Annotated in this window: 23 protein-coding genes and 1 pseudogene; 11 read left to right on the plus strand and 13 right to left on the minus strand. The window is 64.8% G+C overall.

Features of this window, described 5'->3' with window-relative positions; translation table 11 throughout:
* Positions 1-36 precede the first annotated feature (36 nt).
* Positions 37-2106, plus strand: a complete 2070-nt coding sequence (locus ACDH77_RS17510) for a M13 family metallopeptidase (RefSeq protein ID WP_014091149.1) — start codon at positions 37-39, stop codon at positions 2104-2106.
* 203 nt (positions 2107-2309) lie between these two features.
* Here the strand turns inward: ACDH77_RS17510 and ACDH77_RS17515 are convergent, their stop codons facing one another.
* Entirely contained in the window at positions 2310-3293 is a 984-nt protein-coding gene (locus ACDH77_RS17515) for an oxygenase MpaB family protein (protein WP_014091150.1), read from the minus strand.
* Positions 3294-3725: 432 nt separating this feature from the next.
* Between ACDH77_RS17515 and ACDH77_RS17520 the strand changes: the two genes are divergently transcribed.
* Entirely contained in the window at positions 3726-4400 is a 675-nt protein-coding gene (locus ACDH77_RS17520; protein WP_008573315.1) for a hypothetical protein, read from the plus strand.
* 178 nt (positions 4401-4578) lie between these two features.
* Here ACDH77_RS17520 and ACDH77_RS17525 read toward each other — a convergent pair whose 3' ends face one another.
* From ACDH77_RS17525 to ACDH77_RS17540, 4 genes are all read right to left on the minus strand, one after another.
* A complete protein-coding gene (locus ACDH77_RS17525) occupies positions 4579-6174 on the minus strand; it encodes an APC family permease (RefSeq protein WP_372164441.1) in 1596 nt (531 codons plus the stop codon).
* 320 nt (positions 6175-6494) lie between these two features.
* Complete coding sequence (locus ACDH77_RS17530) at positions 6495-6866, minus strand: hypothetical protein (RefSeq protein WP_218533111.1); 372 nt, start codon at positions 6864-6866, stop codon at positions 6495-6497.
* A gap of 167 nt (positions 6867-7033) precedes the next feature.
* Complete coding sequence (locus ACDH77_RS17535; RefSeq protein WP_011348706.1) at positions 7034-7810, minus strand: LytR/AlgR family response regulator transcription factor; 777 nt, start codon at positions 7808-7810, stop codon at positions 7034-7036.
* Positions 7807-9108: a sensor histidine kinase gene (locus ACDH77_RS17540; protein ID WP_008577729.1), complete on the minus strand. Its 1302-nt coding sequence runs from the start codon at positions 9106-9108 to the stop codon at positions 7807-7809. Before ACDH77_RS17540 ends, ACDH77_RS17535 begins: the two co-directional genes overlap by 4 nt.
* Positions 9109-9417: 309 nt before the next feature.
* Here ACDH77_RS17540 and ACDH77_RS17545 point away from each other — a divergent pair, with 309 nt between their 5' ends.
* Positions 9418-10632 (plus strand): FAD-dependent oxidoreductase, encoded by a 1215-nt coding sequence (locus ACDH77_RS17545; protein WP_127167205.1) that lies wholly within the window; start codon positions 9418-9420, stop codon positions 10630-10632.
* Positions 10633-10943: 311 nt separating this feature from the next.
* Here the strand turns inward: ACDH77_RS17545 and ACDH77_RS17550 are convergent, their stop codons facing one another.
* Positions 10944-11138 carry a hypothetical protein gene (locus ACDH77_RS17550; protein WP_057680890.1) on the minus strand — a complete coding sequence of 65 codons (195 nt, stop codon included), beginning with the start codon at positions 11136-11138 and terminating at the stop codon, positions 10944-10946.
* A 481-nt stretch (positions 11139-11619) separates the two neighbouring features.
* Here ACDH77_RS17550 and ACDH77_RS17555 point away from each other — a divergent pair, with 481 nt between their 5' ends.
* The 3 genes from ACDH77_RS17555 (at position 11620) to ACDH77_RS17565 (ending at position 13583) form a co-directional block, all read left to right on the plus strand.
* Positions 11620-12126, plus strand: a complete 507-nt coding sequence (locus ACDH77_RS17555; RefSeq protein WP_008577724.1) for a ferritin-like domain-containing protein — start codon at positions 11620-11622, stop codon at positions 12124-12126.
* Between the two features lie 136 nt (positions 12127-12262).
* Positions 12263-13162 (plus strand): manganese catalase family protein, encoded by a 900-nt coding sequence (locus ACDH77_RS17560; protein WP_008577723.1) that lies wholly within the window; start codon positions 12263-12265, stop codon positions 13160-13162.
* Positions 13163-13244: 82 nt separating this feature from the next.
* Positions 13245-13583, plus strand: a complete 339-nt coding sequence (locus ACDH77_RS17565) for a hypothetical protein (RefSeq protein ID WP_008577721.1) — start codon at positions 13245-13247, stop codon at positions 13581-13583.
* 140 nt (positions 13584-13723) lie between these two features.
* Here ACDH77_RS17565 and ACDH77_RS17570 read toward each other — a convergent pair whose 3' ends face one another.
* The 3 genes and pseudogenes from ACDH77_RS17570 to ACDH77_RS17580 all read right to left on the minus strand — a co-directional run bounded on the left by ACDH77_RS17570 (position 13724) and on the right by ACDH77_RS17580 (position 18290).
* Positions 13724-14296, minus strand: coding sequence for a hypothetical protein (locus ACDH77_RS17570; RefSeq protein WP_372353917.1), 573 nt, complete (start codon positions 14294-14296; stop codon positions 13724-13726).
* Positions 14297-14329: 33 nt separating this feature from the next.
* A pseudogene (locus ACDH77_RS17575) lies at positions 14330-14515 on the minus strand (hypothetical protein); the annotation flags it as partial.
* A gap of 232 nt (positions 14516-14747) precedes the next feature.
* Positions 14748-18290 (minus strand): CheR family methyltransferase, encoded by a 3543-nt coding sequence (locus ACDH77_RS17580; protein ID WP_372353571.1) that lies wholly within the window; start codon positions 18288-18290, stop codon positions 14748-14750.
* 208 nt (positions 18291-18498) lie between these two features.
* Here ACDH77_RS17580 and ACDH77_RS17585 point away from each other — a divergent pair, with 208 nt between their 5' ends.
* The gene (locus ACDH77_RS17585; protein ID WP_008577717.1) at positions 18499-18879 is read left to right on the plus strand and encodes a response regulator; all 381 of its coding nucleotides are present in this window, start codon (positions 18499-18501) and stop codon (positions 18877-18879) included.
* Here the strand turns inward: ACDH77_RS17585 and ACDH77_RS17590 are convergent.
* Together ACDH77_RS17590 and ACDH77_RS17595 are read right to left on the minus strand one after the other, a co-directional pair.
* Complete coding sequence (locus tag ACDH77_RS17590) at positions 18873-19115, minus strand: hypothetical protein (RefSeq protein WP_008577714.1); 243 nt, start codon at positions 19113-19115, stop codon at positions 18873-18875. The two genes, ACDH77_RS17585 and ACDH77_RS17590, sit on opposite strands and share 7 nt — an antisense overlap.
* Entirely contained in the window at positions 19112-20395 is a 1284-nt protein-coding gene (locus tag ACDH77_RS17595) for a sigma-54-dependent transcriptional regulator (protein ID WP_014091160.1), read from the minus strand. The genes ACDH77_RS17590 and ACDH77_RS17595 overlap by 4 nt, the downstream gene beginning before the upstream one ends.
* 528 nt (positions 20396-20923) lie before the next feature.
* Between ACDH77_RS17595 and ACDH77_RS17600 the strand changes: the two genes are divergently transcribed.
* The 3 genes from ACDH77_RS17600 (at position 20924) to cydB (ending at position 23918) form a co-directional block, all read left to right on the plus strand.
* Complete coding sequence (locus ACDH77_RS17600; protein WP_008577712.1) at positions 20924-21205, plus strand: hypothetical protein; 282 nt, start codon at positions 20924-20926, stop codon at positions 21203-21205.
* A 290-nt stretch (positions 21206-21495) separates the two neighbouring features.
* The gene (locus ACDH77_RS17605) at positions 21496-22905 is read left to right on the plus strand and encodes a cytochrome ubiquinol oxidase subunit I (RefSeq protein ID WP_031425006.1); all 1410 of its coding nucleotides are present in this window, start codon (positions 21496-21498) and stop codon (positions 22903-22905) included.
* Positions 22896-23918 (plus strand): cytochrome d ubiquinol oxidase subunit II, encoded by a 1023-nt coding sequence (gene cydB / locus ACDH77_RS17610; protein WP_031425007.1) that lies wholly within the window; start codon positions 22896-22898, stop codon positions 23916-23918. The genes ACDH77_RS17605 and cydB overlap by 10 nt, the downstream gene beginning before the upstream one ends.
* A gap of 112 nt (positions 23919-24030) precedes the next feature.
* Here the strand turns inward: cydB and ACDH77_RS17615 are convergent, their stop codons facing one another.
* The gene (locus ACDH77_RS17615) at positions 24031-24240 is read right to left on the minus strand and encodes a hypothetical protein (protein WP_031425008.1); all 210 of its coding nucleotides are present in this window, start codon (positions 24238-24240) and stop codon (positions 24031-24033) included.
* Positions 24241-24387: 147 nt separating this feature from the next.
* On the minus strand, positions 24388-25029 hold the full coding sequence (locus ACDH77_RS17620) for a DUF6766 family protein (protein ID WP_031425009.1): 642 nt from the start codon (positions 25027-25029) through the stop codon (positions 24388-24390).
* A 218-nt stretch (positions 25030-25247) separates the two neighbouring features.
* Here ACDH77_RS17620 and ACDH77_RS17625 point away from each other — a divergent pair, with 218 nt between their 5' ends.
* Positions 25248-26114: an SDR family oxidoreductase gene (locus ACDH77_RS17625; RefSeq protein ID WP_008577702.1), complete on the plus strand. Its 867-nt coding sequence runs from the start codon at positions 25248-25250 to the stop codon at positions 26112-26114.
* Positions 26115-26248: the final 134 nt, after the last annotated feature.

The raw sequence follows: 26248 nt of genomic DNA on the forward strand, positions 1-26248 counted from the left end.
ATGGCTTCTTTGCATCGCCCCGTCCTCATCGCCGCCATGTCTGCCGCGCTGTTGACCACCGCCGCATGCCACCGCGATGGCGCGACACCGGTCGCGAGCACGCACCCCGCGCCGCCCCCTAGCAAGCCCAAGCTCGGCGATTTCGGCTTCGATGCGGCCGGTATGGATCGCAGCGTGGCGCCGGGCGACGACTTCTTCGATTACGCCAGCGGCAACTGGGTCAAGCGCACGCAGATCCCGGAAGATCGCGCCAGCTTCAACAGTTTCGTTTCCATCGCCATCGAGACCGAGCGGCATAGTCGCGACATCATCGAAGGCGCTGCCGCCAACGACCGCGTCACCGGTGAAGACAAACAGATCGGCGACTACTACGCCGCCTACATGGACGAAGCCAGCATCGAGGCCAAGGGCGTGCGCCCGGTGCAACCGGAACTGGAAGCGATCGCCCAGCTCGACGACAAGCAGGCCCTGGCGCGCACCTTGGGCGGCCAGCTGCGTGCCGATGTCGATCTGCTCAACGCCACCAATTTCCATACCGACCGGCTGTTCGGCCTGTGGGTGTCGCAGGACCTGCATCATCCGGGCCGCTACGTGCCCTATCTGGTGCAAGGCGGCCTGGGCATGCCCGAGCGCAGTTTCTACCTGGACGGCGGGCGTATGGCGCAGCTGCGCGAAGCCTACCGCGCGCACATCGTCACCTTGCTGGAGCTGGCCGGCATCGACGATGCGCCCGCCAGGGCCGAGCGCATCCTGGCGCTGGAAATCGCCATGGCACGTGTGCACGCGACTCCCGAGCAGACCAACAACGTGCAGGCCGGCGCCAATGCCTGGAAGCAGTCCGATTTCGCGCGCAATGCGCCCGGCCTGGACTGGGCGGTGTTCTTCGAGGCAGCGGGCCTCAACGCACAACAGGATTTCATCGTATGGCAGCCGCGCGCGGTGAGCGGGTTGTCGGCGTTGGTGCAGTCCGAGCCGCTGCAGACCTGGAAGGATTACCTGAGCTTCCGCGCGCTGGATCGCGCCTCGCCCTACCTGTCCAAGGCCTTCGCCGACGAGCGCTTCGCGTTTTACGGCACCACGCTGGAAGGTACCCCGCAGCAGCGCCAGCGCTGGAAACGCGGCATCGACGCGACCAACGCCGCATTGGGCGAAGCGGTCGGCAAGCGCTACGTGCAGAAGTACGTCAGCGCGCAGACCAAGACGCGTGCCGAAGAGATGGTGAAGAACATCATCACCGCGTTCGGCAAACGCATCGACGCACTGGAGTGGATGAGCGCCGAAACCAAACAGCATGCCAAGGCGAAAATCGCCGGCCTGACGGTGGCGGTCGGCTACCCGGACACCTGGCGCGACTACAGCGGGCTGGACGTGCGCCGCGATGATGCGCTCGGCAACGTGCAACGCGCCGAGGTCTTCGAATACCGCCGCAACCTGGCCAAGCTGGGCAAGGCAGTCGATCATCGCGAGTGGTACATGCTGCCGCAGGAGGTCAACGCGCTGAACGTACCACTGGAAAACCGCCTGATCTTCCCGGCGGCGATCCTGCAACCGCCGTTCTTCGACCCCGCCGCCGACGATGCGGTGAACTATGGCGCGATCGGCGCGGTGATCGGCCACGAGATCAGCCACAGCTTCGACAACATGGGCGCGCTGTTCGACGAACACGGCGAGCTGCACAACTGGTGGACACCGCAAGACCTGAAAAAATTCGAGAGCGCCGGCAACGCCTTGGCCGCGCAGTTCAGCGCCTACCAACCGTTCGACGACTTGTCGGTCAACGGCAAGCTGACGCTGGGCGAAAACATCGCCGACGTTGCAGGCCTGGCCACTGCATATGACGCCTACCAGCTGTCGCTGCAGGGCAAGCAGCCCCGGACCCTGGACGGTTTCAGCCCGGATCAGCGCTTTTTCCTTGGCTTTGCACAGGCCTGGCGCGGCAAGTATCGCGACGCGGCACTGCGCAATGCGCTACTCACCGATGTGCATGCACCTGGCCGCTTCCGCGCGCAAACCGTGCGTAACCTGGATGCCTGGTACCCGGCCTTCGATGTGACACAGGGTCAGCAGCTGTATCTGGCGCCGGAGCAGCGGGTCAGGATCTGGTAGGTGCTGGTCGAGGTCGATGCAGCGCCAGTGGAGCTGGTGTCTGCGGCATTGTTTGTCGTGGCGCGCGGCAGTGCCATGCCGGGGGATGGCGAAGTGCGTGAGTACCCACGTCGTGGTTGCCGTCGAAAAAACGGCACGACCAGCGATTGCCTATCGCGCCACCAGCGCACCTCAGAACACCCGCTCCGCCCGGCCCACCGCCGTTACACGCTGTCAGGCCACTCCAGCAACATCGCCGGCGGCAATTGCATGCGCCTGCATGCGCGCGCAGACAGTCCGTCGCGCAAGGCCGTGCGGAACAGCGGCGACAGGCTGCGCAGCAACCGTGCCGATGCGCGCGCCTGCGCGCGTTGGGTGGTGGTGCGGCCGAGCATGTCGCTGGCCCAGCCGGGCAACAAGGCCGTGCCGGCGCCGAGAAATACCCCGCGCGACAGACCCGCGGCGGGCACCGGCAGCTGGATGCTGGTGAGGATGTCGAGCACCTCGCGCGAGCGCGCGTCCATGCGTAACTCTCCCAGCACCGATGCGAAATACGCATCCACCTGCGCCTCGCTGGCCGGCACATCGGCTGCGCCCAACGCCTCGGCCACGCGTCGCGCTTCGTCGTAGTAGCGGTCGGCGATGGCAGCAGGCACCTGGCGGCAATAACGCCGGCATCCCTGCAAGAACCCATAGGCCTCGGTCACGTGCACCCAAGTGAGCAACTGCGGGTCGTTGGCCTCGTAAGGCACGCCGTCGGCAGTGTGGCCGCGAATCTGCGAGTGGATCTTGCGCACGCGCGCAATCAGCTGTTCGGCTTCCGCGGCTGGCGCGTAGGTGGTGCCGGCGACGAAGTTGGTGGTGCGCCGCAGCCGCCCGATCAAATCGGTGCGGAAGTTGGAATGGTCGTAGACCCCGGCCAGCGCCCGCGGATGCAACAACTGCAACATCAATGCGCACAGGCCGCCGGACAGCATGCCCGGAAATTCGGAGTGGATGCGCCAGGTGATGCTGTCGGGCCCGAAGATGCCGGGATCGCCCAGCGGCTGATCGTATTCGATGGTGCTCTGACCACGCGGAAACGCGTCGAGCACCCAGCGGTGGATCTGTTTGGCGGCGGGGGCAGTGAGAGTGCGCAGGACGGCTGACATGCGGCAATGATACGCAGCCCATCTGCAACGCCAGGTCAGCGTAGCGCTGACCGGCATTCGTTCGGCACGTCAGTGTGGCGATGGCGATGGCGATGGCGACCAGATGCTGACGGGCATCGTGACCGCGCGGCCGGAAGAACGCGACCTGGCACCTGGGTGGGGTACTGACCATCCGGGCGATCAGGCCCGCTGAGCTTTCTACCAACGGGCCCGGCGTCGCCGAACGTCCTACCCTTGCAGCATGTCCGGCAAGCCAGCTTGCCTGTCCTTGGAACCCGGCAATTGCCGCAGCGCCGGGTGTGCAGTGCAGCAAGATCGAAGGCGCCGCGCAGGCACGCGGCGACGGCATGGCAGCAAATCCGCCTGAATTCAGCAATTTGTGCGCGTCCGCGCAGAATTGCGCGGCCAGCGCTTCGTTTGAGGCATTGCCATGCACAGCGAAAGTGCTAGAACTAAGGCCGTCCGTCGACGCACTGCTTCGCCAGCACGTTGCGGACGCTCCAGGGCACCGGCCGCGGCCAGTGCAGCAAGTCGTTCGTACCAGCCATCCGTCAGGAGCTTGTCATGATCGCTTTGTTCCAGGGTTTAGGCCTGCTATTGCAGGACAACGCACTCCATCGGCTCCCCTTCGACGAGCAGGTGGCTCACTGGCGCGACAAGACCGACGCGCAGCTCGACGAAGAGCTCTCGCTGCTCAAGGTGGCCAAAAAGCAGTGGGTGATCGCCTCGATCATCGGCTGGCAGGCGATCTCGCTGATATTGCTGGGCGTGATCACGCACCAGCTGTGGCAGAACGACTACCACCTGACCTTCAGCCGGGTGGTGATCATCTTCACCTCGTGGGCGTCGATCCTGTTCGTGATGTGGTACATCGCCGACCTGTTCGACCACAGCGCCGGTTTCGAACGCTGGCTACGCGCCTTCAACAGCCGCGCGCGGGTGACGCCGGACGCCGACTCGGTCGAATGCGTTGCCGACGCGCTGGACATGACGCGCCGCTACCCGGAGGTGCTGCGCTACAAGCAGGAGGTCACGTCCAAGCGCGAGTTGCGCCACGAAGACATCGTCAACATGCGCGAAATGGGCCGGCTACGCCGCTATACCGAACTGCTGCGCGACCTCGACCGCTTCGATGGCGCGCCACGGCTGGTGGTCAATTCCTGACCAGCCCCCCCCCGTGGCGATGCAGCGACGCGTTGACCGAGAAACACGCTACCTGCAGCAATGATTCGGCTGCAAACAAGAACGGCCGGTGCGCACTGCACCGGCCGTTCTTGTTTATTCCCAGCGGTGACCGCCAGCCGGTTTCCGGGAGTCGGCGCCGGCTAGCGCCTGTGAACATTCACGCCTGCGCAACCGCCTTCTCCACCGAGGGTGTCCGCCAGCCGCTGCGCACGCCCCAGACGTAGAACACCGCGCCCACGACTGCGACCACGATCAGATCGGTGCCGTAGCTGAGGTAGCCATGTCCACCGAAATCGGTGCTGCCGGCCCACGAGACCAGTGCAATGGTGGGCAGGTAGCAGATCATCCAGGCCGCACCCTTGAGGTTGCGGCGCAGATCCGGCCAGCCTTGCTTGGCCTGGTAATAGCAGTACACCGGCAGCGCCACGACCATCAGCAGGATGATCTCGCCGGTCAGCGGCCAGCGTGCCCAATACAGCAGTTCGGTGGCCATCACGAAGGCCACGCCGGCCAGCACCGGCAGTGCGGCGATACGCAGCGGGCGGTGCAGTTCCGGCGCGTGCCGGCGTAGCGCCATCGCGCTGATCGGGCCGGTGAGGTAGGAAATGATAGTGGCCACCGAGATCACGGCCGCCAGCGTGCCCCAGCCGCGGAAAAAGAACAGGAACACGAACGACACGGCCAGGTTGAAGAACATCGCCATGCGCGGCACGCCCCAGACCGGGTGCAGCTTGCCCAGCACGGCCGGCATGGTGCCGTTCTTTTCCATGCCGTAGACCATGCGTGCAGTGGTCGCGGTATAGGTGATGCCGGTGCCGCTGGGGCTGACGAACGCATCGATGTAGAGCAGCATCGCCAGCCAATGCAGGTTGACGATGATGGCCAGCTCGGCGAACGGCGAGCGGAAATCGATACCGTGCCAGCCGGCCTTGGCCAGCAGATCCGGCGGCACGGCGCCGATGTAGGCCACCTGCAGGATCACGTACACCACCGTGGCCAGCGCGATCGAACCCAGCACCGCGAACGGAATGCTGCGGCCGGGGTTACGCGCCTCGCCAGCCAGATTCACCGGGCTCTGGAAGCCGTTGAAGCTGAAGACGATGCCGGCGGTGGCCACCGCCGTGAGCACCGCAGCCAGGTCGAGCACATGCGAATCGCCGTGGATGCCGACGCTGAAGTTTTCGCTATGGAAGCCGCTGGCGATCAGCGCCACGCCAGTGGCGGCAGGCACCACCAGCTTGAACACGGTGATCAGCGTATTGGAGCGTGCGAACAGCTTGACGCTCCAGAAATTCAGAAAGAAATACACCAGCACCAGCACCGCGGAAATCAGCAGGCCGGGCACAGAGAGCTCGCCTGCGCCACCAGGCGCCTGCACATACAAGCCCTGCGCCCAGGCCCATGGCCAGGACGCCATGTACTGCACCGAGGCCTCGGCCTCGACCGGGATCACCGAGACGATGGCGATCCAGTTGGCCCAGCCGGCAATGAAACCCACCAGCGAGCCGTGCGAATAATGGCTGTAGCGCACCATGCCGCCGGATTCGGGGAACATGGCGCCCAGCTCGGCATACGACAGCGCGATGGTGGTGATGATCGCCGCGCCCAGCACCCAGGCCCAGATCGCGCCGGGGCCGGCCAGGCCGGCCGCGCGCCAGGCGCCGAACAGCCAACCAGAGCCAATGATCGAGCCCAGGCCGGTGAGCATGAGGGCGAAGGGGCCAACGTCGCGGCGTAGCGAGTGTTCGGACATGAGGAGCCTGGCAGTGAGGACGCCGTGAACCGGCAACAAGCCGGTAATGATCGCAGAAGCGACCGCTTGCCGTCAGTGCGTATTCAGGCACGACCGGGGCGTCGCTGCCGACATCCTGCCGATCCGGCAGTGCGCGGCAGATCCACGCACGCCAGGGCTCGTTGTCTGCAGCAGCGACAGCAGCGCCTGCACAGCCGCCAGGCTGGCGCCGCCGGTGCCCGGAACCCGCAGGCACCCGCGATGGGCACTAAGGCTTCTGCGCGTGGCCTACGCACACGCACGCACGCCCAACCACAGCTCGGTGCGTGCGTGCGCCTTCCTCAGCCGTGGCAATCGGCCTGCGGTGCGGTGGTCTCCACGCAGGTGTGCGCCTGGCTGGGAACGCCGCGCAATTCGCGCACCTGCCCTGGCACCAGCACAAAGCTGTCCAGGGTCTTGCGGGCACACGTCGGTGCGCTTGCGCCATCGCCGCTGCCGCGAGCGCCGCACTGCTCCTCAAAGATCAGGTAGTAGCAATGGCCGGTATCGCTGGCCAGGCAATGCACGCTGGTACTGCTCGCGGTGATCAGCGTCTTGCTGAAGATCACATCGTGGCCATCGCGGGTGGCACGGGTGATCGAGGTGGTGCCATTGCGTTCATGGCAGCCGGCCAGGGCAAGCAGGCAATACACCAGGGAGGCGATCAGGCGCATGGAGACAGTCCTTTCAGTCGATGCAAACGGGGGAATCAAGGCAGGCTGCAGCGCGTCAGGCAGCGGTTGTCGGTCATCGGAACGCTGTGGCACTCACGCGCATACGTAGGTTCCACGCGCGCTGTCCGCATCCATCCGGGACTGCGCGCGATGTCTTGCAGTCGCACTTACATGCCGCGGAACAGGCTCATGAACGGCTGGCTGACGGTCAGCGTTTCGCTGCGGCCGCGCAGCGCCAGCCGGCCCTTGCCGGTGTCCTCGCGCACCACCGAGGCAACCGCCTTCATGTTGACGATGGTCGAGCGGTGGATCTGTTTGAACACCTGCGGGTCCAGCACATCCAGCAGTTCGCGCAATGGCGTGCGCAACACCGCGTCGCCGGCCGCAGTCATCACCGTGGTGTACTTCTGATCGGCCTGGAAATACGCCACCTCGTCCAGCGCGATCAAGCGCGTCTCGCGCCCGCTGCTGGCGGTCAGCCAGGCGAGCGGCGGCGTGTGGCTGGCAGCGGCCGGGCGCGCGGACAGACGCTGCAGCAAAGCCTCCAGCAGCGCGCCATCCGGCTGGCCGGCAGTAGCGCGTTGTTGCACGCGCTGCCAGGTGGCCTGCAGCCGCTCGCGGCCGATGGGCTTGAGCAGGTAATCCACTGCGCCGTGTTCGAACGCATCGATGGCGTACTGGTCGTAGGCGGTGACGAACACCACCTGGCTGCGCGGGCTGACCTCGCGCATCGCACGCGCCACCTCGATGCCGGTGAGGCCGGGCATGCGGATATCCAGAAACACCACCTCCGGCTGCTGCGCGGCGATGGTCTCCAGCGCGCTGGCACCGTCCTCGCAGTCGCCCACGATCTGCAACTGCGGGCACACCTCGGCCAGCAGCGTCAGCAACGACTGCCGCAGCAAGGCCTCGTCTTCGGCCACCACGGCGCGCAGCGCGCTCATGCCCGCACCTGTGCGGCGTGTGCGGCCTGCGCGCCCGCAACGGGCAACGGCGGCGGTGGCGCGGCACCCAACTGCGTCGGCAGCGGCAGGCTCAAGGTGGCCGCCACCCCGCTGGGGAAGTTGGACACGATGGCAAAGCTCGCCTTGTCGGCATAAATCAGCTTCAGCCGCTCGCGCAGGTTCTTCAAGCCGATGCCGGTGCCGTGGCTGTGCGTGTTGAAGCCCTGGCCGTCGTCGGCCACGGTGAGCGTGACATGGTCATCGTGGCGACGCGCCAGGATCCACACGGTGCCGCCACCGGGCTTGGCTTCCAGCCCGTGCTTGATGGCGTTTTCCACCAAGGTCTGCAACATCATCGACGGTAGCGGCAACGCACGCAGTTCGTAGGGCACTTCCACCTGCAGGGCCAGCCGCGTGCCCATGCGGATGCGCAGGATCTCCAGATACGCCTGGGTGCGTTCGAGTTCCTCGCCCAGGGTGGCGATGGCACCGTCGGCGCTGGGCAGCGAGCTGCGCAGGTACTGGATCAGATGGCCGATCATGATCTCGGCGCGCGGCGGGTCGGTGCGCGCCAGCACCTGCGCGCTGGCCAGCGTGTTGTAAAGAAAGTGGGGCTCGACCTGGGCGTGCAGCAGATTCAGGCGCGCCACGGCCAGTTCCTTTTCCATGACCGATTGCTCGGCGGCGGCCTGTTCGTCACGACGTTGCTCACCGACCCGGCGCACCACCGCGCGATTGATCGCCTCGGCGTTTTCGTAGTTGCTGCCTTCGTCCACCGCGAACAGATCCACCCAGGCGCCAGCGTCGGGCTCGCACAACACGGTGACGCTGCTGGTGCCCTGCCCCGGCGCGATCGTCGCCAGGATCTGGTTGTGGGTGATGGCAAAGCGCGCGAACAGGTTCCAGCGCGAGGGCTGGCGACCTGCGTACGGGTCGATGCGGCGCACCTTGGCGCGAATCAGCAGGCTGCCCGGCGCGCATTCGATGTCCTGCACGCGCGGTAGCGCACGCACCGCCTCTTCCATCACCGCGAAGCTGGCCTGCACATCCAGCGGTACTTCGATCTGGCGGCGCTGGCGGGTGGACAAGGTGGTGTGGTCCAGCCGATCGGCGATCAGGCGCACGCGCCGCACATGGGTGACCGAACTCATCAACGCCAGCGTCAGCAAGACCATGCAGGCCAGCGCGAAGATCGGGCCGATGGAGCCGAACAACTGCGTCCACATGATCCCTGCCACCACCAACGCGGCGGCCCAGGCGAACACGATGCGCACGATCAGGAAGACACTGGCAGACACGGGTGGGCAGCTCGTTGGGATGGGACGGGAGCGAGCATAGCCGGCGCGCGCCACTGCGAAAGCCCCGGGCGACGAATGGCCGCCAGCGTGGCATCAAACGCCAGGATTGCGGTGCGAAACCCTGGTGCCGGGCCATGGCCGCGGCAGATGCGCGCGCTATGCTGGATGCACGCTTGCGCTGCGCATGCCGCGCTCGGTTGCTGCCACGCGGCAGACAGCATCTGAAGATGGCCTCGGCATGCCTCCGCGCAGGCGTGGCGAGCCGCATCATGGCGACCCCATCACCCACCACACCTTGTAAGGAGTTGCATGCACCGTCGTCATTTTCTACGCAGCGCCGGTGTTGCGCTGGCGGCCGCCTCCACCGCGAGCTGGGCAGCAACGAACAAGGCGCTCGCCGTCCCGCCCGCCACCCAGCCGGTCACGCTGCCGGGTGGTCTGCCTGCGCCGTTCGCGGCTGCCCCGCCATTGGCGCCGATGCGCGCCTCGGTCGATCGCATCATCGCCATCAACGGGTGCACGCGTCCGTTCCGCGCGCAGGGGCCGCGGATCGAAGCCGAGCGCATCGGCCGCAAGACGGTGGTGCACAACTATGGACATGGCGGCAGCGGGTGGTCGCTCTCGTGGGGTGCCGCCGAACAGGCATTACGGTTGGTGCGTGCCGCCGACCCGCAGGCGCGCGTGCTGGCGGTGATCGGCTGCGGCGCGATCGGCTTGACCACCGCCCTGGTGGCGCAACGCGCCGGCTTGCGTGTGCGCATCTACGCGCGCGAGCGCCTGCCGGATGTGCGCTCGTTCTATGCCACCGGCGTGTGGTCGCCGGATTCGCGCGTGTGCACCAGCGACCACGCCACTGCCGACTTCAAGAGGCGCTGGGAAGAAATGGCGCGCACGTCGTTTCGCCGCTACCAGACCTTGCTGGGCCTGCCCGGCGAGCCGATTGAATGGCGCGATGGCTACGTGCTCTCGGACGTGCCCTTCGATCAACCTGTCGCCTCTGCCGAAGCGCATGAGCCGGACTATCCGCCGCTGGAGCGCGAACTGCTCGATGATCTGGGCCCGCGCTCGCAGCCGGTGGCGCCCGGTGATCATCCATTTCCGGTGGCGTTCGTGCGCCGCTACAGCCAGCTCACCTTCAACCTCAGCGCGTATGCGCGCTTGTTGATGGATGACTTCCTGCAGGCAGGCGGCGAGCTCTACACGCGCGAGTTCGAGCATCCGCGCCAATTCGGCGATCTGCGCGAGAAGATCCTGATCAACGCCACCGGTTACGGGGCGCGCGCCTTGCTGGGCGACGACAGCGTGATTCCGGTGCGCGGGCAGACCGCGCGCCTGATCCCGCAGCCGGAAGTCACCTATGGCCTGGTCTGGCGCGGCCACAATCTCAACGTCGTGCCGCGACGCGACGGGTTGTTGGTGCAGGCGCAAGGCGCACACGACTTCAATAACGCAGACGCCATGCCCGACCGCGCCGCAACGGAAGCGGCGGTGCGCGAACTGGCGCGGCTGTTTGCCACACGCTGAGCGACGCGAGCGCGGTGGTGGCCTGCGTGCATTGCAGAGCGCATCGGTGCTGGCAGTAACGTGCAATGGCCTCTACCGGACGCCGGCATTGCAGGTGGTCGTGCCGAACCAGCCATTGCACTTGTTCTGGTCGTTGGAAGGTCGAGCCACGCCAAGCGCAGCGTCGACCACCATCAAGCACGCCTCAGGTCGGCATGGACGGCGCAGGTGAACCGCGGAGGACGCGCGACCGCACGGTCACCAGCCGCGCCCGCCAGGCGGTGAACGCAGTGGTTCCATTCGCGCTTCACACGCTGCCCGGCACCGCCAGGCTAACGGTCTTCAAGCGAAGCCTGCAATGCACTGGCCAGCGCAGCGTCGCCGCTGACCAGTTCTTCCCAGCGGAAGGTCACGCCTTTGCGCCTGCCTTTTTCGACCAGTTTCAAACCTTGCGGATCGATGATCAAGGTATATGCCTGATCGCCGATCTGCAGTTCGCGACGTAAGGGTTTGTCCAGCGGCGTCATCGCACGGTCTCGCAAAAGGTTCGATCGTCGTTGTACCGCATCGACGTGGATCGATGCTGGAGTGCAGCGATGCGCAAAGCCTAGCCGCATCGGCGCCGAGGTGATGGCTGTAGTAGGTGCGCCATTGCACCCCTTCGTTGCAGGCGCAGCGAGCGCGGCCTGCATCACAGCACAGCTCGCCATCGCATCGGGATCACCGTTTCCACCAATCCCGCTAACACTCGCAGGGCTAGCGTAGCGACCACGCGGTACTGCCTGGAGATCGACGCGATGACCACGGTGTACTTCGAAGAACGTCAGGTGAAGTGCGCACGACCCTGTGCTGCAGGCGGGTGACACGCACCACGACGATTTCGGAGTTGTCGCACGTGCTGCATCGGCACGCTTGTTCGCAGGCGTGCGACGCGAGTTCATCAAGGCATCGCCACCAACATGGCGAACCGCAGCAACCCATCCTCTGACCAACCCCAAGGAGCCACACATGGCGATCAAGACTGTCGAAGAACTTTTCATCCACGAACTGTCGGACATCTACAGCGCCGAGAAGCAGCTGACCAAGTCGCTGCCGCGTCTTGCGCGCGCGGCCACCGAGCCGAAACTCAAGCAGGCCTTTGAAACCCACCTGGAAGAGACCCAGGGCCAGATCGAACGCATCGATCAAGTCGTGGAGACACTGGGCATCAAGCTCAAGCGCATCAAGTGCGCTGCGATGGAAGGCCTGGTCGAAGAAAGCCGCGAGGTCATCGACGAAATCGAGGCCGGCCCGGTGCGCGACGCTGCACTGATCGGCGGCGCGCAGAAGGTGGAGCATTACGAAATCGCCTCGTACGGCACCATTGCCGCCATGGCCAAGCAACTCGGTTATGCCGATGCATTGCCGCTGCTGCTGGCCACGCTGGAAGAAGAAAAGGCCACCGACGAAAAGCTGACCCTGCTCGCCGAACAAGGCGGCAACCAGAAGGCATCCAAGGCCAGCAAGGCCGCCTGAGTCACCGCGCAGGACGGTCGCCGCCGTCCTGCGTCGCTTGCATCCCTGCGGGCATCCCCCCGAAGCCAAAGCCCCACGTTTCTGCCCGCTCGTTGAGTGGTCGTAGTTGCCGGGCGTCAGCCATGGAGCACCACCCATGTTCATGCACAACAAGCGTTTGATGTACACCGTCCGCGTCGCCCAGCCCAATCCGGATCTGGCCACGCTGATGTTGGAACAGTTCGGCGGACCGCAGGGCGAACTCGCCGCTGCAATGCGCTATTTCACCCAGGCACTGGGCGAAGACGATCCGGGCCGCAAGGACCTGCTGTTCGACATCGCCACCGAAGAGATCAGCCACCTGGAGATCATCGGCTCGATCATCGCCATGCTCAACAAGGGGCCCAAGGCGGTGCTCTCCGAGGGCATGGAAGAGGCCATGGACATGCGCAACATGACCCAGAACAGCACCAGCCATACCCAACAGATTCTGTATGGCGGTGGCCCGGCCCTGGTCAATTCCAGCGGCGTGCCGTGGACGGCGGCGTATGTCGACAGCATCGGTTGCCCCACGGCCGACATGCGCTCCAATATCGCGGCCGAAGCGCGTGCCAAGCTGGTGTATGAGCGCCTGATCAACGTCACCGACGATCCGGGGATCGTGGATGCGCTGCGTTTCCTGATGACGCGCGAAGTGGCGCATCAGAAGTCGTTCGAAAAGGCCTTGTACTCGATCGAGCCGAATTTCCCGCCGGGTAAGCTGCCGGGCGATCCGCGCTTCACCGACAAGTACTACAACACCTCCCAGGGCGAGGGCGACATGATCGGTCCGTGGAATGCCGGCGAGCAGTGGGAAGTGGTGGCCGACCGCGAGGCGCAGGCCGCCGTGGATGGTGGCGACGGCTCTGCCACGGTCGCGCTGGATGCCACGCAAACCGCGGCACTGGATGCCATGTCCGAGCGGCTGCTCTCCAATCCCGAGCTGGACCGCGTGACCGGCGCTGACCTGGGTGCGGGCCCGGGCGCCGGTTCCACCACCGGCGATATCCAGCGTTAGACCTGATGGGTGCAGCTGCACCCATCACCAGCCCGGAGCCAGTACGCTCCGGGCTTTTTCATTGCACTGCACAGGAGTTGCCATGAACGAAAAATCCACGCTCGACACACACGACGAACGCCAATCGGCCTATCGCGGGAACGGTACCGACGCATCGGTGGATGGCCAGGGCCGCAACGATCCATCGGCTGTCCAGACCCGCGATGCACTGCCGCCGCGTGACGACGCGCCGGAAGCGTTGCATCAACGCGGTCATGGCCGCGGCGGCACCTTGGGCGAAGGCGAACCCGACGGCCACCCGGAACGTGACGGCAGCACGCAACCCAACTTCGGCCAGAGCGGCACTTACGGCAAGCAGCAACACATCGACGCGCAGCAACGCGCCCTGGACGACAACGCCGAGGAAGCAGAAGACAACTGATCGATTGCGAGCCTGCCGTCGGTGGGTTGACCTGTTCGCGGCGCGATCGTTAGCAGGCAGCGATCAGGATCGACCCACACGACCGAAACGATGAAGGGGCCCGCTGGGCCCCTTCTTTGTTGGCTGCATGGCGCACGCGCTTATGCTCGCGCAATCGGTGCCGTGGCCCCTTCGCTCGCCCACTCCGGGCGTACGCCTGCCGCAGCGGCGCAGCGTTCCAGCCGCCAGGGCGTGAGATGGCGCATGGCTTCGGCGCCGCCCATGTGCAGCCACTTGCTCAGGTCCGCGTCGATACACAGCGGCCGGTAGGTGGGCATGCTCGCCGATGAGGCGACGAGCAGCGAGAATCCCATCTGCAGGCGTCCGCCGATGTCCATCACGTTGCGCAATCCGGCGGCATACACCGCGCTGCCATCCTGGCTCAACCAGGTCGCGGCGGTGGTGCCATCCGCCGATGCAGTGCAGACGAAACCGCATAGCGCAATGGCGCAGCGTTGGGTTTCCCAGATGGCCAGATCCACGCCGCCCAATCCGCCGGGCTCCTGCAAATGGATCGAACGCTGCTGCCCCGGTGCGCGGCGGCCGAAGGTCGCGCGCTCCTCGCGTTTGCCGCCACGGTCGGCGACGAAGATGTCGGCATCGGCGCCCACCCCGACTTCGACCCATGCGTTGCTCGCCATGCGGGCGGACAACTGAAGAATGCGCGTAATCATGCCTACTCCACTATGTGCATCTCGATGACATAGGTTGTTACGCACAATGCGCGCCAACTTTCTGACGTTCGCAAAAGTCGGTGCTGCAAGCGTTTGACGCGGCTTCAGTTGCGCAACATGCACTACGAAAGCCCAATCGGTCGCAGGTTCTGCACCATCGCGCAGTATTTGCCGTTGGCTGCATGTGTACAGCGCACGGCAACGCCGTTGGATGCAGATGCACGTGCAGCAGCGTTTGCTGTCAACCGCACACGCGCACTGCACGGGCGTCTTGCGTGCAGCACAGCGCTCTTTCACTCGCGGTTTCGATGGTCGCGCACGTCTTCATCGTCGCGAGGGCGCGTGCCCGGCACTCAGACCTGCGGATTGCAGCGTGGGCAGGCGATGCATGTGCATCCGCTGCTCACCTCAGTGGCCATGTCCCCGCAGGCCCGAGGTCTTGCGATCCAACTCACCCGTTCACCGGATTGAGCGGCAACTGGATCTCGCATTCCAGGCGCGTGTCGCTGAGCTCGTAGCGCGTCTGCGCGCCATGGCTATAGGGCAAGGCATTTTCGATCAGCCGGCGCCCGAAGCCGCCGGCCTCATCACGGTCGCCGCGCAGCTGCTGGCTGGCGCCTTCTTCGATCCACAACAGCTTGAGGCGCGCAGGCGTATCGCTGCCGGAGACGACCTCCCAACGGATCGACAAGGTGCCGGTCTCCACCGCCAGCGCGCCATGCTTGAGCGCGTTGGTGGCCAATTCGTGCAACGCCAATGCCAGCGTCTGTACGGCGGATTTGCGCAACGCCACGTTCGGTCCCTCCACCACGATGCGTCTTTGATCCGGCTCGGCCCCCAGCGCATCCAGTTCCATGCGCAGCAAGGCGCCGATGGTGGTGGGCATATTGTCCGATTGCGACAGCAGCCCCTGCACGCGTGACAACGCGGCCAGCCGGTCTTCGAACTTGGCCGCAAACTCGGGCATGCTCTGGCTGGCCTGTACGGTCTGCTTGGCCACCGACTGCACCACCGTGATCAGATTGCGCGTGCGGTGCTGCAACTCGGCCACCAATACGCGCTGTTCTTCCTGCAGGCGGCGCAGGTTGTCCGACTCGGTGGAGGTGCCCAGCCATTCCAGCACCTGGCCGCGTTCATCGCGTACCGGAGCGCTGCGCGTATGAAACCAGCGGTAACCTTGTTCGGCCGCATTGAACAGGCGGTGTTCGATATCCAGCCCGCCGCTGGACGCACTTCCCAGCCAGGCATTCATGGTCGGCTGGCGATCGTCCGGGTGCACCGCCTGCAACCAGCCCAGGTCCAGGCTTTCGGCATCGCCCTGGCCGGTGTAGCTGGACCACTGCGGGCTGGACCAGGTCCAGCGGCCGCCATCGAGCGAGCGCCACACCAGCTGTGGGATGCCTTCCATCAAGGTGCGCAGGCGTTGCTCGCTGCTGCGTAGCGCACGCTCGGCGCGCGTGAGCGGGGTGACGTCCATGAAGGTCAGCACCGCACCACCGATGAAATTGTCCACGGTGCGATACGGCAGCACGCGCACCATGTAGCGCGCATGCGTGGTGGGGTTTTCGACCTCGCGATCGAGCACCGCCAGGGTACGGATCACCCGGCGCGCATCGTCCTGCAGTTCGTCGTAATCCACATGCAGCTTGATGTGGCTGATCGGGCGCTGGATGTCGCTTTCCACCAGCGGCAGGATGTCGGTGACGGCCGGGGTGAAGTTGGTGACGCGCAATTCGTTGTCGAGGAAGACGGTGGCGATCTGGGTGCTTTCCAGCAGGTTTTTCAGATCGCTGTTGGCATGCGCCAGCTCCTGCACGCGATGGGCCAGCTCACCGTTGACGGTGGTCACTTCCTCGTTGACCGATTGCAGTTCTTCCTTGGAGGTTTCCAGCTCCTCGTTGGCGCTCTGCAGTTCTTCGTTGAGCGACTGGTATTCCTCGTTGGAAGACTTGAGCTCCTCGTTGGTGCTCTCCAGCTCTTCGATCATCGATTGCAGGCGCTCGCGGGTGATGCGCAGCTCGTTTTCCAGCACTTGCACATGACCATCGTCGTGCACGCTGTCGTGTGGGGCGGGCAGCTCCACCGGTTCGCGCGCTTCCACTTCCTGGAACAGCACCACGTAGCCGCGCGGCACGTCCGAGTCTGCGGTTGGCTCGACGAACAGGTTCACCGCCCAGGTCGCCGCATCTTCGTGCACCTGGATGCCTCTGACGTGCACCGGCGCGCGTTCGCGCTCTGCGCGGCTGAGCGCGCTGCGCAAATCCAGTCGCAAATCGCGATGGATCAGGTTGAGCAGGTTGAGACTGGGCGTGCCGCCGCCAGGGCGGATGAAGCGCCCCGCCTGAGACGAGAAGTGCAGCACCTCGAACTGCTCGTCCAGCACTGCATACGCCGGCGCATAACGGTCGGCGATACGCTCGCCGGCACGCACCAGCGCATTGCTGGAGGTGCGCTGCCGTTGCGGTGGTGTCGGCACCCTGGCAACCGCAGCGGGCTGCACGGTTGGGAAGGTCGCATGCACGTTGCTTTGCGCATCGATGCGCTGGAAGACCCGGAAGCTGCGCTCCACCGGGGTGAACAGTTGCGCATGCCGCGAGACGTTTTCGGCATTGCCCAGGAACAGGTAACCGCCCGGACGGATGGCGAAATGAAAGATCGGCACCACCCGGTTCTGCAACTCGGCATCCAGATAGATCAGCAGATTGCGGCACGACACCAGGTCCAGTCGCGAAAACGGCGGGTCCTTGACGATGCTGTGCTGGGAGAACACGCACAGCTCGCGCAGCTCCTTGCTCACCACATAGGTGTCGCCTTCCTTGACGAACCAGCGCCGCAGTCGTTCGGGTGCAACTTCACCGACGATGCTGGAGGCATAGCGCCCCACCCGTGCAGTGGCCAGTGCGCGCCCGTCGATATCGCTGGCGAAGATCTGGATGCGTGGCGCGGTGTCCAGGGTTTCGGCGTGTTCGCGCAGCAGCATCGCTAGCGAATAGGCCTCTTCGCCCGTGGAGCAGCCCAGCACCCAGATGCGCAGGCTGTCGCCGGTGTGCTTGCCCTGGAACAAGCGCGGAATCACCTGCTGCTCGAGGAATTCGAACTCGCGGCGGTCGCGAAAGAACTTGGTCACGCCGATCAGCAGGTCGTTGAACAGCTGCAACGGTTCGTCGAAACGATTGCGCAACACCTCCAGATACTGCTCCAGCGTTTCCACCTGCGCGACCTGCATGCGCCGCTGCACGCGGCGCAGGAAGGTGGCGCGTTTGTAGCCATGAAAATCGTGGCCGGTGGTATTGCGCAGGATGGCGGCGACCTGGCTGAGCTTGTCGCTCTCGCTGCCATTGCGCACGCCGGTCGGCACCGGATGACCGTAGCCGTGATGGCGTTGCATGTGCGCGGCGATACGCGCGGCGATCTGTGGCAGGGGCAGGATGTCGTCGGTGATGGCGGCCGGGTTGCTGGCGCTGCGCAGGTCCAGCCCATGCAGTGCGGCATCGTCCACGGCCAGCGCCAGACCGCCGCACTCACGGATCGCCGCGGTCCCCAGCGTGCCGTCGCCGTCGAAGCGCCCCATGATCAGGCCAATCACATTGCCGTCCTGATCGTGCGCCATCGAGACGAAGAAGCTGTCGATCAACCCGTGGTCGCTCTCGCCACCGGGCAAGGCGCGCAGACGGATGCGCCCTTCCTCCAGCGTGACGACCGTATCGGCCGGCGGCAGATAGAAGCGCCCCGGTTGCAGCCGGTCGCCATCGCTGGGTACCGACAGCAGGGTGGCCTGACTGCCAAGCAGTTCGCGCAGGCGTGCCTCATCCAATAATTGGCGGTCGCGCAACAACAGCATGATGGCCAGATTCGACGCGCCAGCAATCGCATCGAGCAATTCTGCCAGGCGATCGGCGTCCATACCGGCGGCGCCCACGCCAAGCACGAACAAGGGCGGCTGCGTGTTCGCATCCGTGGCGATGTCGTTGTTGGAAGTTTCGTCGTCGGTCATGGCGGCACTATCGTTGCAACGCTGGATTCAAGCGCAATCGGCCATGATCGCGTAAAGCGCGGCGGACTACCATGCAGCACATGCGTCATCGCGTGCGCACATTGCAGAGACCGGTCCTGGAAGCGTCTGCTTGCGCGCGGTGTTAACCTGCAGTGCGAGCACCATGCGCACGCGTGTTGTCCGAAACGCCACTGCTTTGGAGCCTGTCATGCACGACACTGCACTTGCCGGCCGCCGCATTCTTGTTGTCGAGGACGATTACTTGCTGGCCGAATCGCTCAACGACTTGTTGGTGGAAGCTGGCATCAACGTGGTGGGGCCGGTCGGCAGTGTGCCTGACGCGCTTTCGCTGGTAGCGTCAGGTCAGGCCATCGATGGTGCCTTGCTGGATGTCAACGTGCGCGGCCAGGCGGTGTTTCCGGTCGCCGATGCATTGATGGAGCGCGGCGTGCCGTTTTCGTTCTGCTCCGGCTACGACCGCTATACGCTGCCGCAGCGCTTTGCGCATCTGTCGTACTGCATGAAGCCCTACAACCCGCGCACGATCACCAGCTTGCTCAGCCACCAGACCGAGTTGGCCGATCACTGATCGGTGCAGGCGGGCTGGGCGCTCTCGCCCGGTTCCACGCCGGGCTGCTGCAAGGCGCGCTCCTGCTCGCCAAGCTGGTTGAGCAGTTCAACGGCGGACTGATGCGCCGTGCGCAGCGTCTCCAGCGGCTTAGACGTTTCGTTGCGCAACGCATACAACGCAAAACCCATCACGTTGAGCCGGTTGCGCAACTGGTGCAGCAGCTCACGCCGCTGCCCACGCGGTGCCTCGCTCACTCCGCACCCTTGTCGCTGAGACGGTTGTGCAAGGTGCGCACGCTGATGCCCAGTTCGCGTGCGGCGGCCTTCTTGTTGAAGCGGGTGCGCGCCAGTGCCGATTCGATCATCGCGTCTTCGGCCTGACGCATGGTCCAGCCGGCAGGAATCAGCAAGCCGTCCTGGTCGGCCTGCGGCACGGTCTGCTCCACATCCGGGGCGCTCAACAGATCGCCATCGGAGCGCAGATACAGGTAGTGGATGAACGAGCGCAGTTCGCGCACGTTGCCTGGCCAGGCATGGTATGCCAGGTAGCGCAGCAACGACTTGGTCGGCAACTTGCGCTTGCCATACTTGACGTTGAGCTCGTCGATCACGCGTAAGCCAAGCAGGCGCGCATCGCCGCGGCGCTCGCGCAGCGGCGGCACCTGGATCGGGTATTCATTGAGACGGTAGAACAGGTCTTCACGCAGCACCGCCTGCTCGCGCTGCACGTGCTGGTGGGTGGCTGCCACCACGCGCGCATCCAGTGCGATTTCCTCGTTGCCGCCCACGCGCATGAAGCTGCGCGATTCGATCACCCGCAGCAGATACACCTGCAGCCGCTTGGGCATCTCGCCGATTTCATCCAGGAACAGCGTGCCGCCTGCGGCCTGCTCCAGGAATCCGGCATGCCGACGGTCGGCGCCGGTGAAGCTGCCGCGCTCGTGGCCGAACAACTGGCTGGCCAGCAACTCTTCCGGAATGGCACCGCAGTTGACCGGCACGAAACGGCCGCGGCGACCGGACACACGGTGGATAGCGCGCGCAACCAGATCCTTGCCGGTACCGGTTTCGCCGGTCACCAGTACATTCAGATCGGTCGGCGCCACGCGCACGATGTCCTTGCGCAGCATGACGATGCTGTCGCTGTTGCCAACGATGCCCAGGTTGCCCTGCTGCGCTTCGCGCAGTCCCCCGAGCACCCGCTCCAGGCGTTCGGGCGCGAACGGCTTGGTCAGGAATTCGCTGACCCCGAACTGCTGCGCCCGACCCTGGGTTTCGCGCGCGTAATCGCCCGAGACCACGACGATCTGCGGGGTGTGGTCCGGGTCGAGCCGCTCGATCAGGTCGAAACCGCTGCCGTCCGGCAGGCCAACATCCACCACCAACAGGTCGGGAAAGTTGCTGTCCAGCCAGCGGCTGGCTTCGCCAAGGGTGTGGATGCCCTTGGCACGGAAGCCGCTATCGGTGGCGAGTTCAACCACCTGATCGCAAAACTCCACGTCGTCGTCGATGATGGCGCAGGAAAGACGGTCCATGAGCGCTTCTGTCCGCAATGACTGATACATGTTCAGTTGAGAATTGTGACGGCCGCGCGAAATGCGCTGACACACCACATCGGAAATTGCCTGCTGCTGTCACGTTCTGTGGTGCGGCGCTCTTCCCCCAGTCGAGCCCGCCCTGACGGCTGTGGGCGAAGTACGCATGGAAGCGCTCGATTGCGCCAGTGCCAAGCGTCACGCTCTGGGTCGGTCGCCGCTTCGAGAATGCCAAAACGCCAAGGAGTGCAAGGTTTGCCGCGGCAGCCGCCGGTCCACCGACGGGTGCGGTCTTGATCGAGCGCTGGCTGAGCTCGCTTGCGTGCCTGCATCGGAGCCAGGATATCAGCCGGGGCTGACGTAAGCCGACGCCACCATGGCGCCGCATGAACCCGTCAGGAAACTGCATCGGTCCACTGGGTTACCCACAGCCTACGCACCGCTCGTGGAGAGGGCGTGCACAACGCACTCACGCGTTCCTTCCACGGTGCGGCGAACACTCGCTCGATCCAGCGAGCGAGGTGTCCCATGCACGCAGTCTCGGCGCCCGTGCAGGCCGATGTGCAAACCGAATTGGAGTACTGGCGTGGCGAGCACCGCCGGGGCCAGCTTGGCTATCACGCCTTCGACGGCATTCCCGAAGGCACGATCCGGGCGGTCTGCGCGGCATACAACGCACGCCCCGACCTGACCGATGCAGAAGCGGTCAAGGCCGTGCGCGATGCGCTGTGCCTGACTCCCGGCTCGATGAATGCCGTGCTCGCCGATTGGCTGGCGCCGCGTTGCCTGCGCCACCTCCGCCAGGCGTGATGCAGCTACAGGTTGGGCCCGCTTGATTAGTGCGGTGCACGCCTGCCGTGCTCGGAAGGGGCTCTTCGGGCCTGCAAGGTATCGCACGGTGCGTCAGTTCACTCTTTTTCGCGCGTGATGGGCGCAGGCTTGTCATTGGCACCACGCGTCTGCACGCGGTGGCGGCATGCGTGCCCAGGTGCCCGTTGTTCGCGCACGCTGCAGGTGCCAGCTGCGCTTGCCCGGCCTGCGCCGCATGCCGCGGCCGTGGTGTCGGCGCCGCCGCATACCGCCAGGCATAGGAGAAACCTGTGGAAGCGCTGCTGCTGTCCCGTATCCAGTTCGCCTTCGTCATTTCGTTCCATGTGCTGTTTCCGGCCTTCACCATCGGCCTGGCGAACCTGCTCGGGTTTCTGGAATGGCGTTGGCTGCGCACGCACGACGAGGCCTGGAAGCGGCTGTACTTCTTCTGGTTGCGGATCTTTGCGGTGTCTTTCGGCATGGGCGTGGTCAGCGGCATCGTCATGGCCTTCCAGTTCGGCGCCAACTGGCCCGAGCTGAGCCGCATTGCCGGCAGCGTGATCGGCCCGCTGCTGAGCTATGAAGTGCTCACTGCCTTCTTCCTGGAAGCCAGCTTCCTGGGGGTAATGCTGTTCGGCTGGGGCCGGGTCTCCGAACGCCTGCACTTTTTCGCCACCTGCATGGTGGCGATCGGCACGCTGGTGTCCACGTTCTGGATCTTGTCGTCCAACAGCTGGCTGCACACCCCGCGTGGCTACGCGATGGTCAACGGCATCGTGCAGCCGGTCAGCTGGCTGCAGATCATCTTTAACCCGTCGTTTCCGTATCGCCTGGTCCATATGGCGCTGGGTTCGTTCATCACCACCTGCTTTGTGGTTGGCGGCGTCGGCGCTTACTACCTGCGCAAAGGGCTGCATGTGGATGCCGGCGCCCGCATGTTGCGCTTGTCGGTGGCATTTGCCGCCATCGTGTTGCCCATCCAGGTCCTGGTAGGCGACCAGCACGGGCTCAACACATTGGAGCATCAACCGCTCAAGGTCGCCGCGATGGAGGCGCACTGGCACAGCGAAAGCGATGGCGCCGGCGTGCCGTTGGTGGTGTTTGCGCTGCCCAACGCACAGGCCGAGCGCAACGACTATGAGGTGGCCATCCCGCGCCTGGGCAGCCTGATCCTGACCCACAGTGCAGACGGCGACATTACGCCGCTGACGTCGGTGCCGCGCGATCAACGCCCGCCGGTGGCTCCGGTGTTCTTTGCCTTCCGCATCATGGTGGGCCTGGGGATGGCGATGCTGTTGCTGGCGTGGATCTCGGCCATTGCCTGGTGGCGTGGACGCCTGCATGCCAGGCCGCTGATCCTGGCCTGGAACCTCATGCTGCCGGCTGGATTCATGGCGCTGGTGGCTGGCTGGTTCGTCACCGAGATCGGGCGCCAGCCGTGGGTGGTGTACGGGCTGTTGCGTACTGCCGATGCGGTGGGCCCGCAATCGACTGCGACAGTGGCGGTCTCGCTGCTGGTGTATCTGCTGGGCTATGCGTTCGTATTCGGCTTCGGAATCTTTTATCTGATCAAGCTGGTCCGTGCCGGGCCGCAACCCAGCCGCGACGGGCCGGATGTGGCCGGCGGCGAACACACGCCGGCACGCCCGCTGTCCGCGGCAGATACATCACTGGAACAGGAGAACACGCCATGGAACTGAACTACTGGTTGCCGGTGGTGTGGTTTGGCGTGATCGGTTTCGGCGTGCTGATGTACGTGGTGCTGGACGGCTTCGTGCTCGGGCTGGGCATGCTGGCGCCCTTCGCGCGCGACGAACAGGAAGTGGACCTGATGATGAACACCGCCGCGCCCATCTGGGACGGCAACGAAACCTGGCTGGTGCTTGGCGGCGCCGGCCTGTTCGCTGCGTTTCCCACGGCGTATGCGGTGATCCTGTCCGGCCTATATCTGCCGGTGCTGTTGATGGTGATGGCGCTGGTGTTTCGTGGGGTGGCGTTCGAATTCCGTTTCAAGGCGCAGCGCTCGCGTCGATTGTGGACGTTATCGTTCATCGCCGGCTCGATTCTGACCGCCTTCGCGCAAGGCATCATCCTCGGCGCGCTGGTGGAAGGCATGCCATTGGACAACGGGCGCTACACCGGCGGCGTGTTCGGCTGGTTCAGCCCGTTCACCATCCTCACCGGTGCTGCGCTGGTGTTCGGCTATGCGCTGCTCGGCAGCACCTGGCTGATCCTCAAGACCGATGGGCGCACCCATACCTTGGCGCGGCAATTGACCAAGCCGCTGGTGGGCGTGGTGGTCACCTTCGTCGTGCTGGTCAGCGCGTGGCTGCCGTTCCTGAGCTCGCATGTGATGGCGCGCTGGTTCGAACATGGCAATTTCTGGTGGCTGTCGCCGATTCCGCTGATGACCGCAGCCGTAGCGCTTGCGCTCTGGCGCAGCAGCGACAGCTCGCGCAGCGATGCGTGGCCCTTCCTGCTGACGCTGGCGATCTTCGTGTTGGGCTTCATCGGCCTGGTGTTGGGCATGTGGCCGTATCTGGTGCCACCGAGCTACACGATCTGGCAGGCGGCCTCGCCACCCTCTTCGCAAATCTTTCCGATGGTGGGCCTGGTGGTACTGCTGCCACTGGTGCTCGGCTATACGGTGTGGTCGTACCGCGTGTTCCGCGGCAAGATCACCGCCGATGTGGGCTATCACCATCATCACTGAGCGAGAGTGCGGCACGCAGGCGTGTGCACCATGCGAGGCGTTGCGGCAGATGTCTTCAGACAACCCAACAGCGCCCGCGTTGCGGGCGCTTTGGCGATACGGGCGGTGTGCTTCAGCGTTTTTCCGAGCCGTCCGGCCGCTCGTAGTCGTGTTCGGGGTCGGCCTTGTTGACCTCGGGATCTTCGTCGGGCATGTCGTGCACCTTCCATGCGACATCCTCGTTGCGACGCTCCTGTGGCGTAAACGGCTTTTTCTGATCGTCTTCCGGGCCCCATGGCTTTTTCGATTCGCTGCCCATGCTCATCTCCTGCGTGGTCGTCATGACCCAACGCTAGGCGCGCAGGCATTGCGAGGTGGTGAACGAAGCCCGGTGGTGGCGTGAAGTGCGTGTGGCAATGCACTCCCCGCACCAGACAGCACAGGCTCCGGCTGCGTACACTTCGCCGCCTCGCAAAGGGCTCAAGCCGCGTTACCCGCCGGTCTGCGAATGCGGCGCCTCGACCGGCTTGGACTGCGGCGAATCCTTCTGCCGCAACCAGATAGTCAACACCACCAGCGAGAACACCGCCAGGAACTCGCTCTGCCAGTTCTGCATCGATTCGAACCAGAACGCTGCGCTGGTGAAATGCTCCAAGACCGTGATGGGCGGCAAGCCCTTCTGCGCACGTTCCACCACCTCCAGTCGCCAACTGCCGACCAGATGCAGCGCAAAGCTCATCAGGAACAGCGCTCCGAACGCGATGGCCAGCGAATGGTCGTACAGCCGTCGCCATATCCCGCCGGCACGCACCGGCCAGGGCGTGGTGCCAGGCTTGATCTCAACGCTTTCTTCAGCCGGATCGAGCGAGCGCGATTCGGCAGAGCCCACCTGCCGCAACTTCACGGTGAGCAACACGTACATGCCCATCTGCAGGAACTCGCTCTCCCAGTTTTCGAACAGTGCCGACATGAAATGCGGGCTGTGCAGATACGCAGACAGCAGCAGCGTCGGCTGCCCCTGCTCGCGCAATTCGTCGTTGTATGCATGCAACCCGGCATAGATCTGGCAACCGATGAAGAAGATGGTCAACGCAAGCAGACACAACGACAGCCCGTTACGACGCAAGAACATGGATGACCTCCTGACGATGCGCGCAGTATCGAGCGTCCTGGGCAAAACCGCATGAAGTTTGCGTGCAACCGCGCTGTTCCGCATGCCGCGCGATGGGTGACTGCCACGCACAGGGCGCAACCCGCAACACACCACGCGCACATCGTTTAGCCCGGACGTTTACGTTTGCGCGACCACACTGGCGTGCAACCAACGACTTCCACTGCCAGGAGACCACGATGCCCGTACCCAACTATCCACGCCCCCCCTTCAAGCCACAGCAGCAGAGCTTTCCCGGACGCACCGAGAAGATGGACCCGCGCCCGGACCATGGCGAAGACAGCTACGTTGGCCACGGCCAGTTGAAGGGCAAGCGCGCATTGATTACCGGTGGCGACAGCGGCATAGGCGCTGCGGTTGCCATCGCCTATGCACGCGAAGGCGCAGACGTGGCCATCGCCTTCCTTCCCGACGAGCAGGAAGATGCAGCGCGCATTGGCGCGCTGATCGAAAAAGCCGGCGTTAAGGCGCTGCTGGTGGGATGCGACATCAGCGACCCCGGCCAGGCAGCGGCCCTGATCGACAAGGTCAACAGCACGCTGGGCGGCCTGGATATCCTGGTCAACAACGCCGGTTACCAGAAGTACTTCGAGACCTTCGAAGACATCACCCTGGACGAATGGCGCAAGACCTTCGACACCAACGTGCATGCGGCCTTCAATCTGGTACGCCTGTCGGTACCGTTGATGACCGATGGCGGCTCCATCATCAATACCGCCTCGGTGCAATCGAAGAAACCCACGCCCAACATCCTGCCCTACGCCGCGACCAAGGGTGCGCTGGCCAACCTCACCATCGGCCTGGCCGGCGTGCTGGCGGAGAAGAACATCCGCGTCAATGCGGTCCTGCCGGGCCCGATCTGGACACCCTTCATTCCCTCCGGCATGGATGAAGAGTCGGTGGAAAACTTCGGCGGGCAGACGCCCATGGGGCGCCCAGGTCAGCCGGTCGAGCTGGCATCGGCTTACGTGATGCTGGCGGCCGACACGGCCAGTTACACATCGGGCACCTTGCTGACCATCTCTGGCGGCGCAGTCACGCTGTAACGCCGTCGCATTATTGCCACGCCCGCGTCGCTGATCGAGCGACGCGGGCTTTTTATTGGCTCAATCTTTTAGGTGAACGCTCAGCGCTCACCAGCGCATGCCTCCTCGCGTCTGCTTGCCCGTGCAGTCGTTCG

The organism is Xanthomonas axonopodis pv. maculifoliigardeniae (assembly GCF_041519315.1).
GTDB lineage: Bacteria > Pseudomonadota > Gammaproteobacteria > Xanthomonadales > Xanthomonadaceae > Xanthomonas > Xanthomonas euvesicatoria.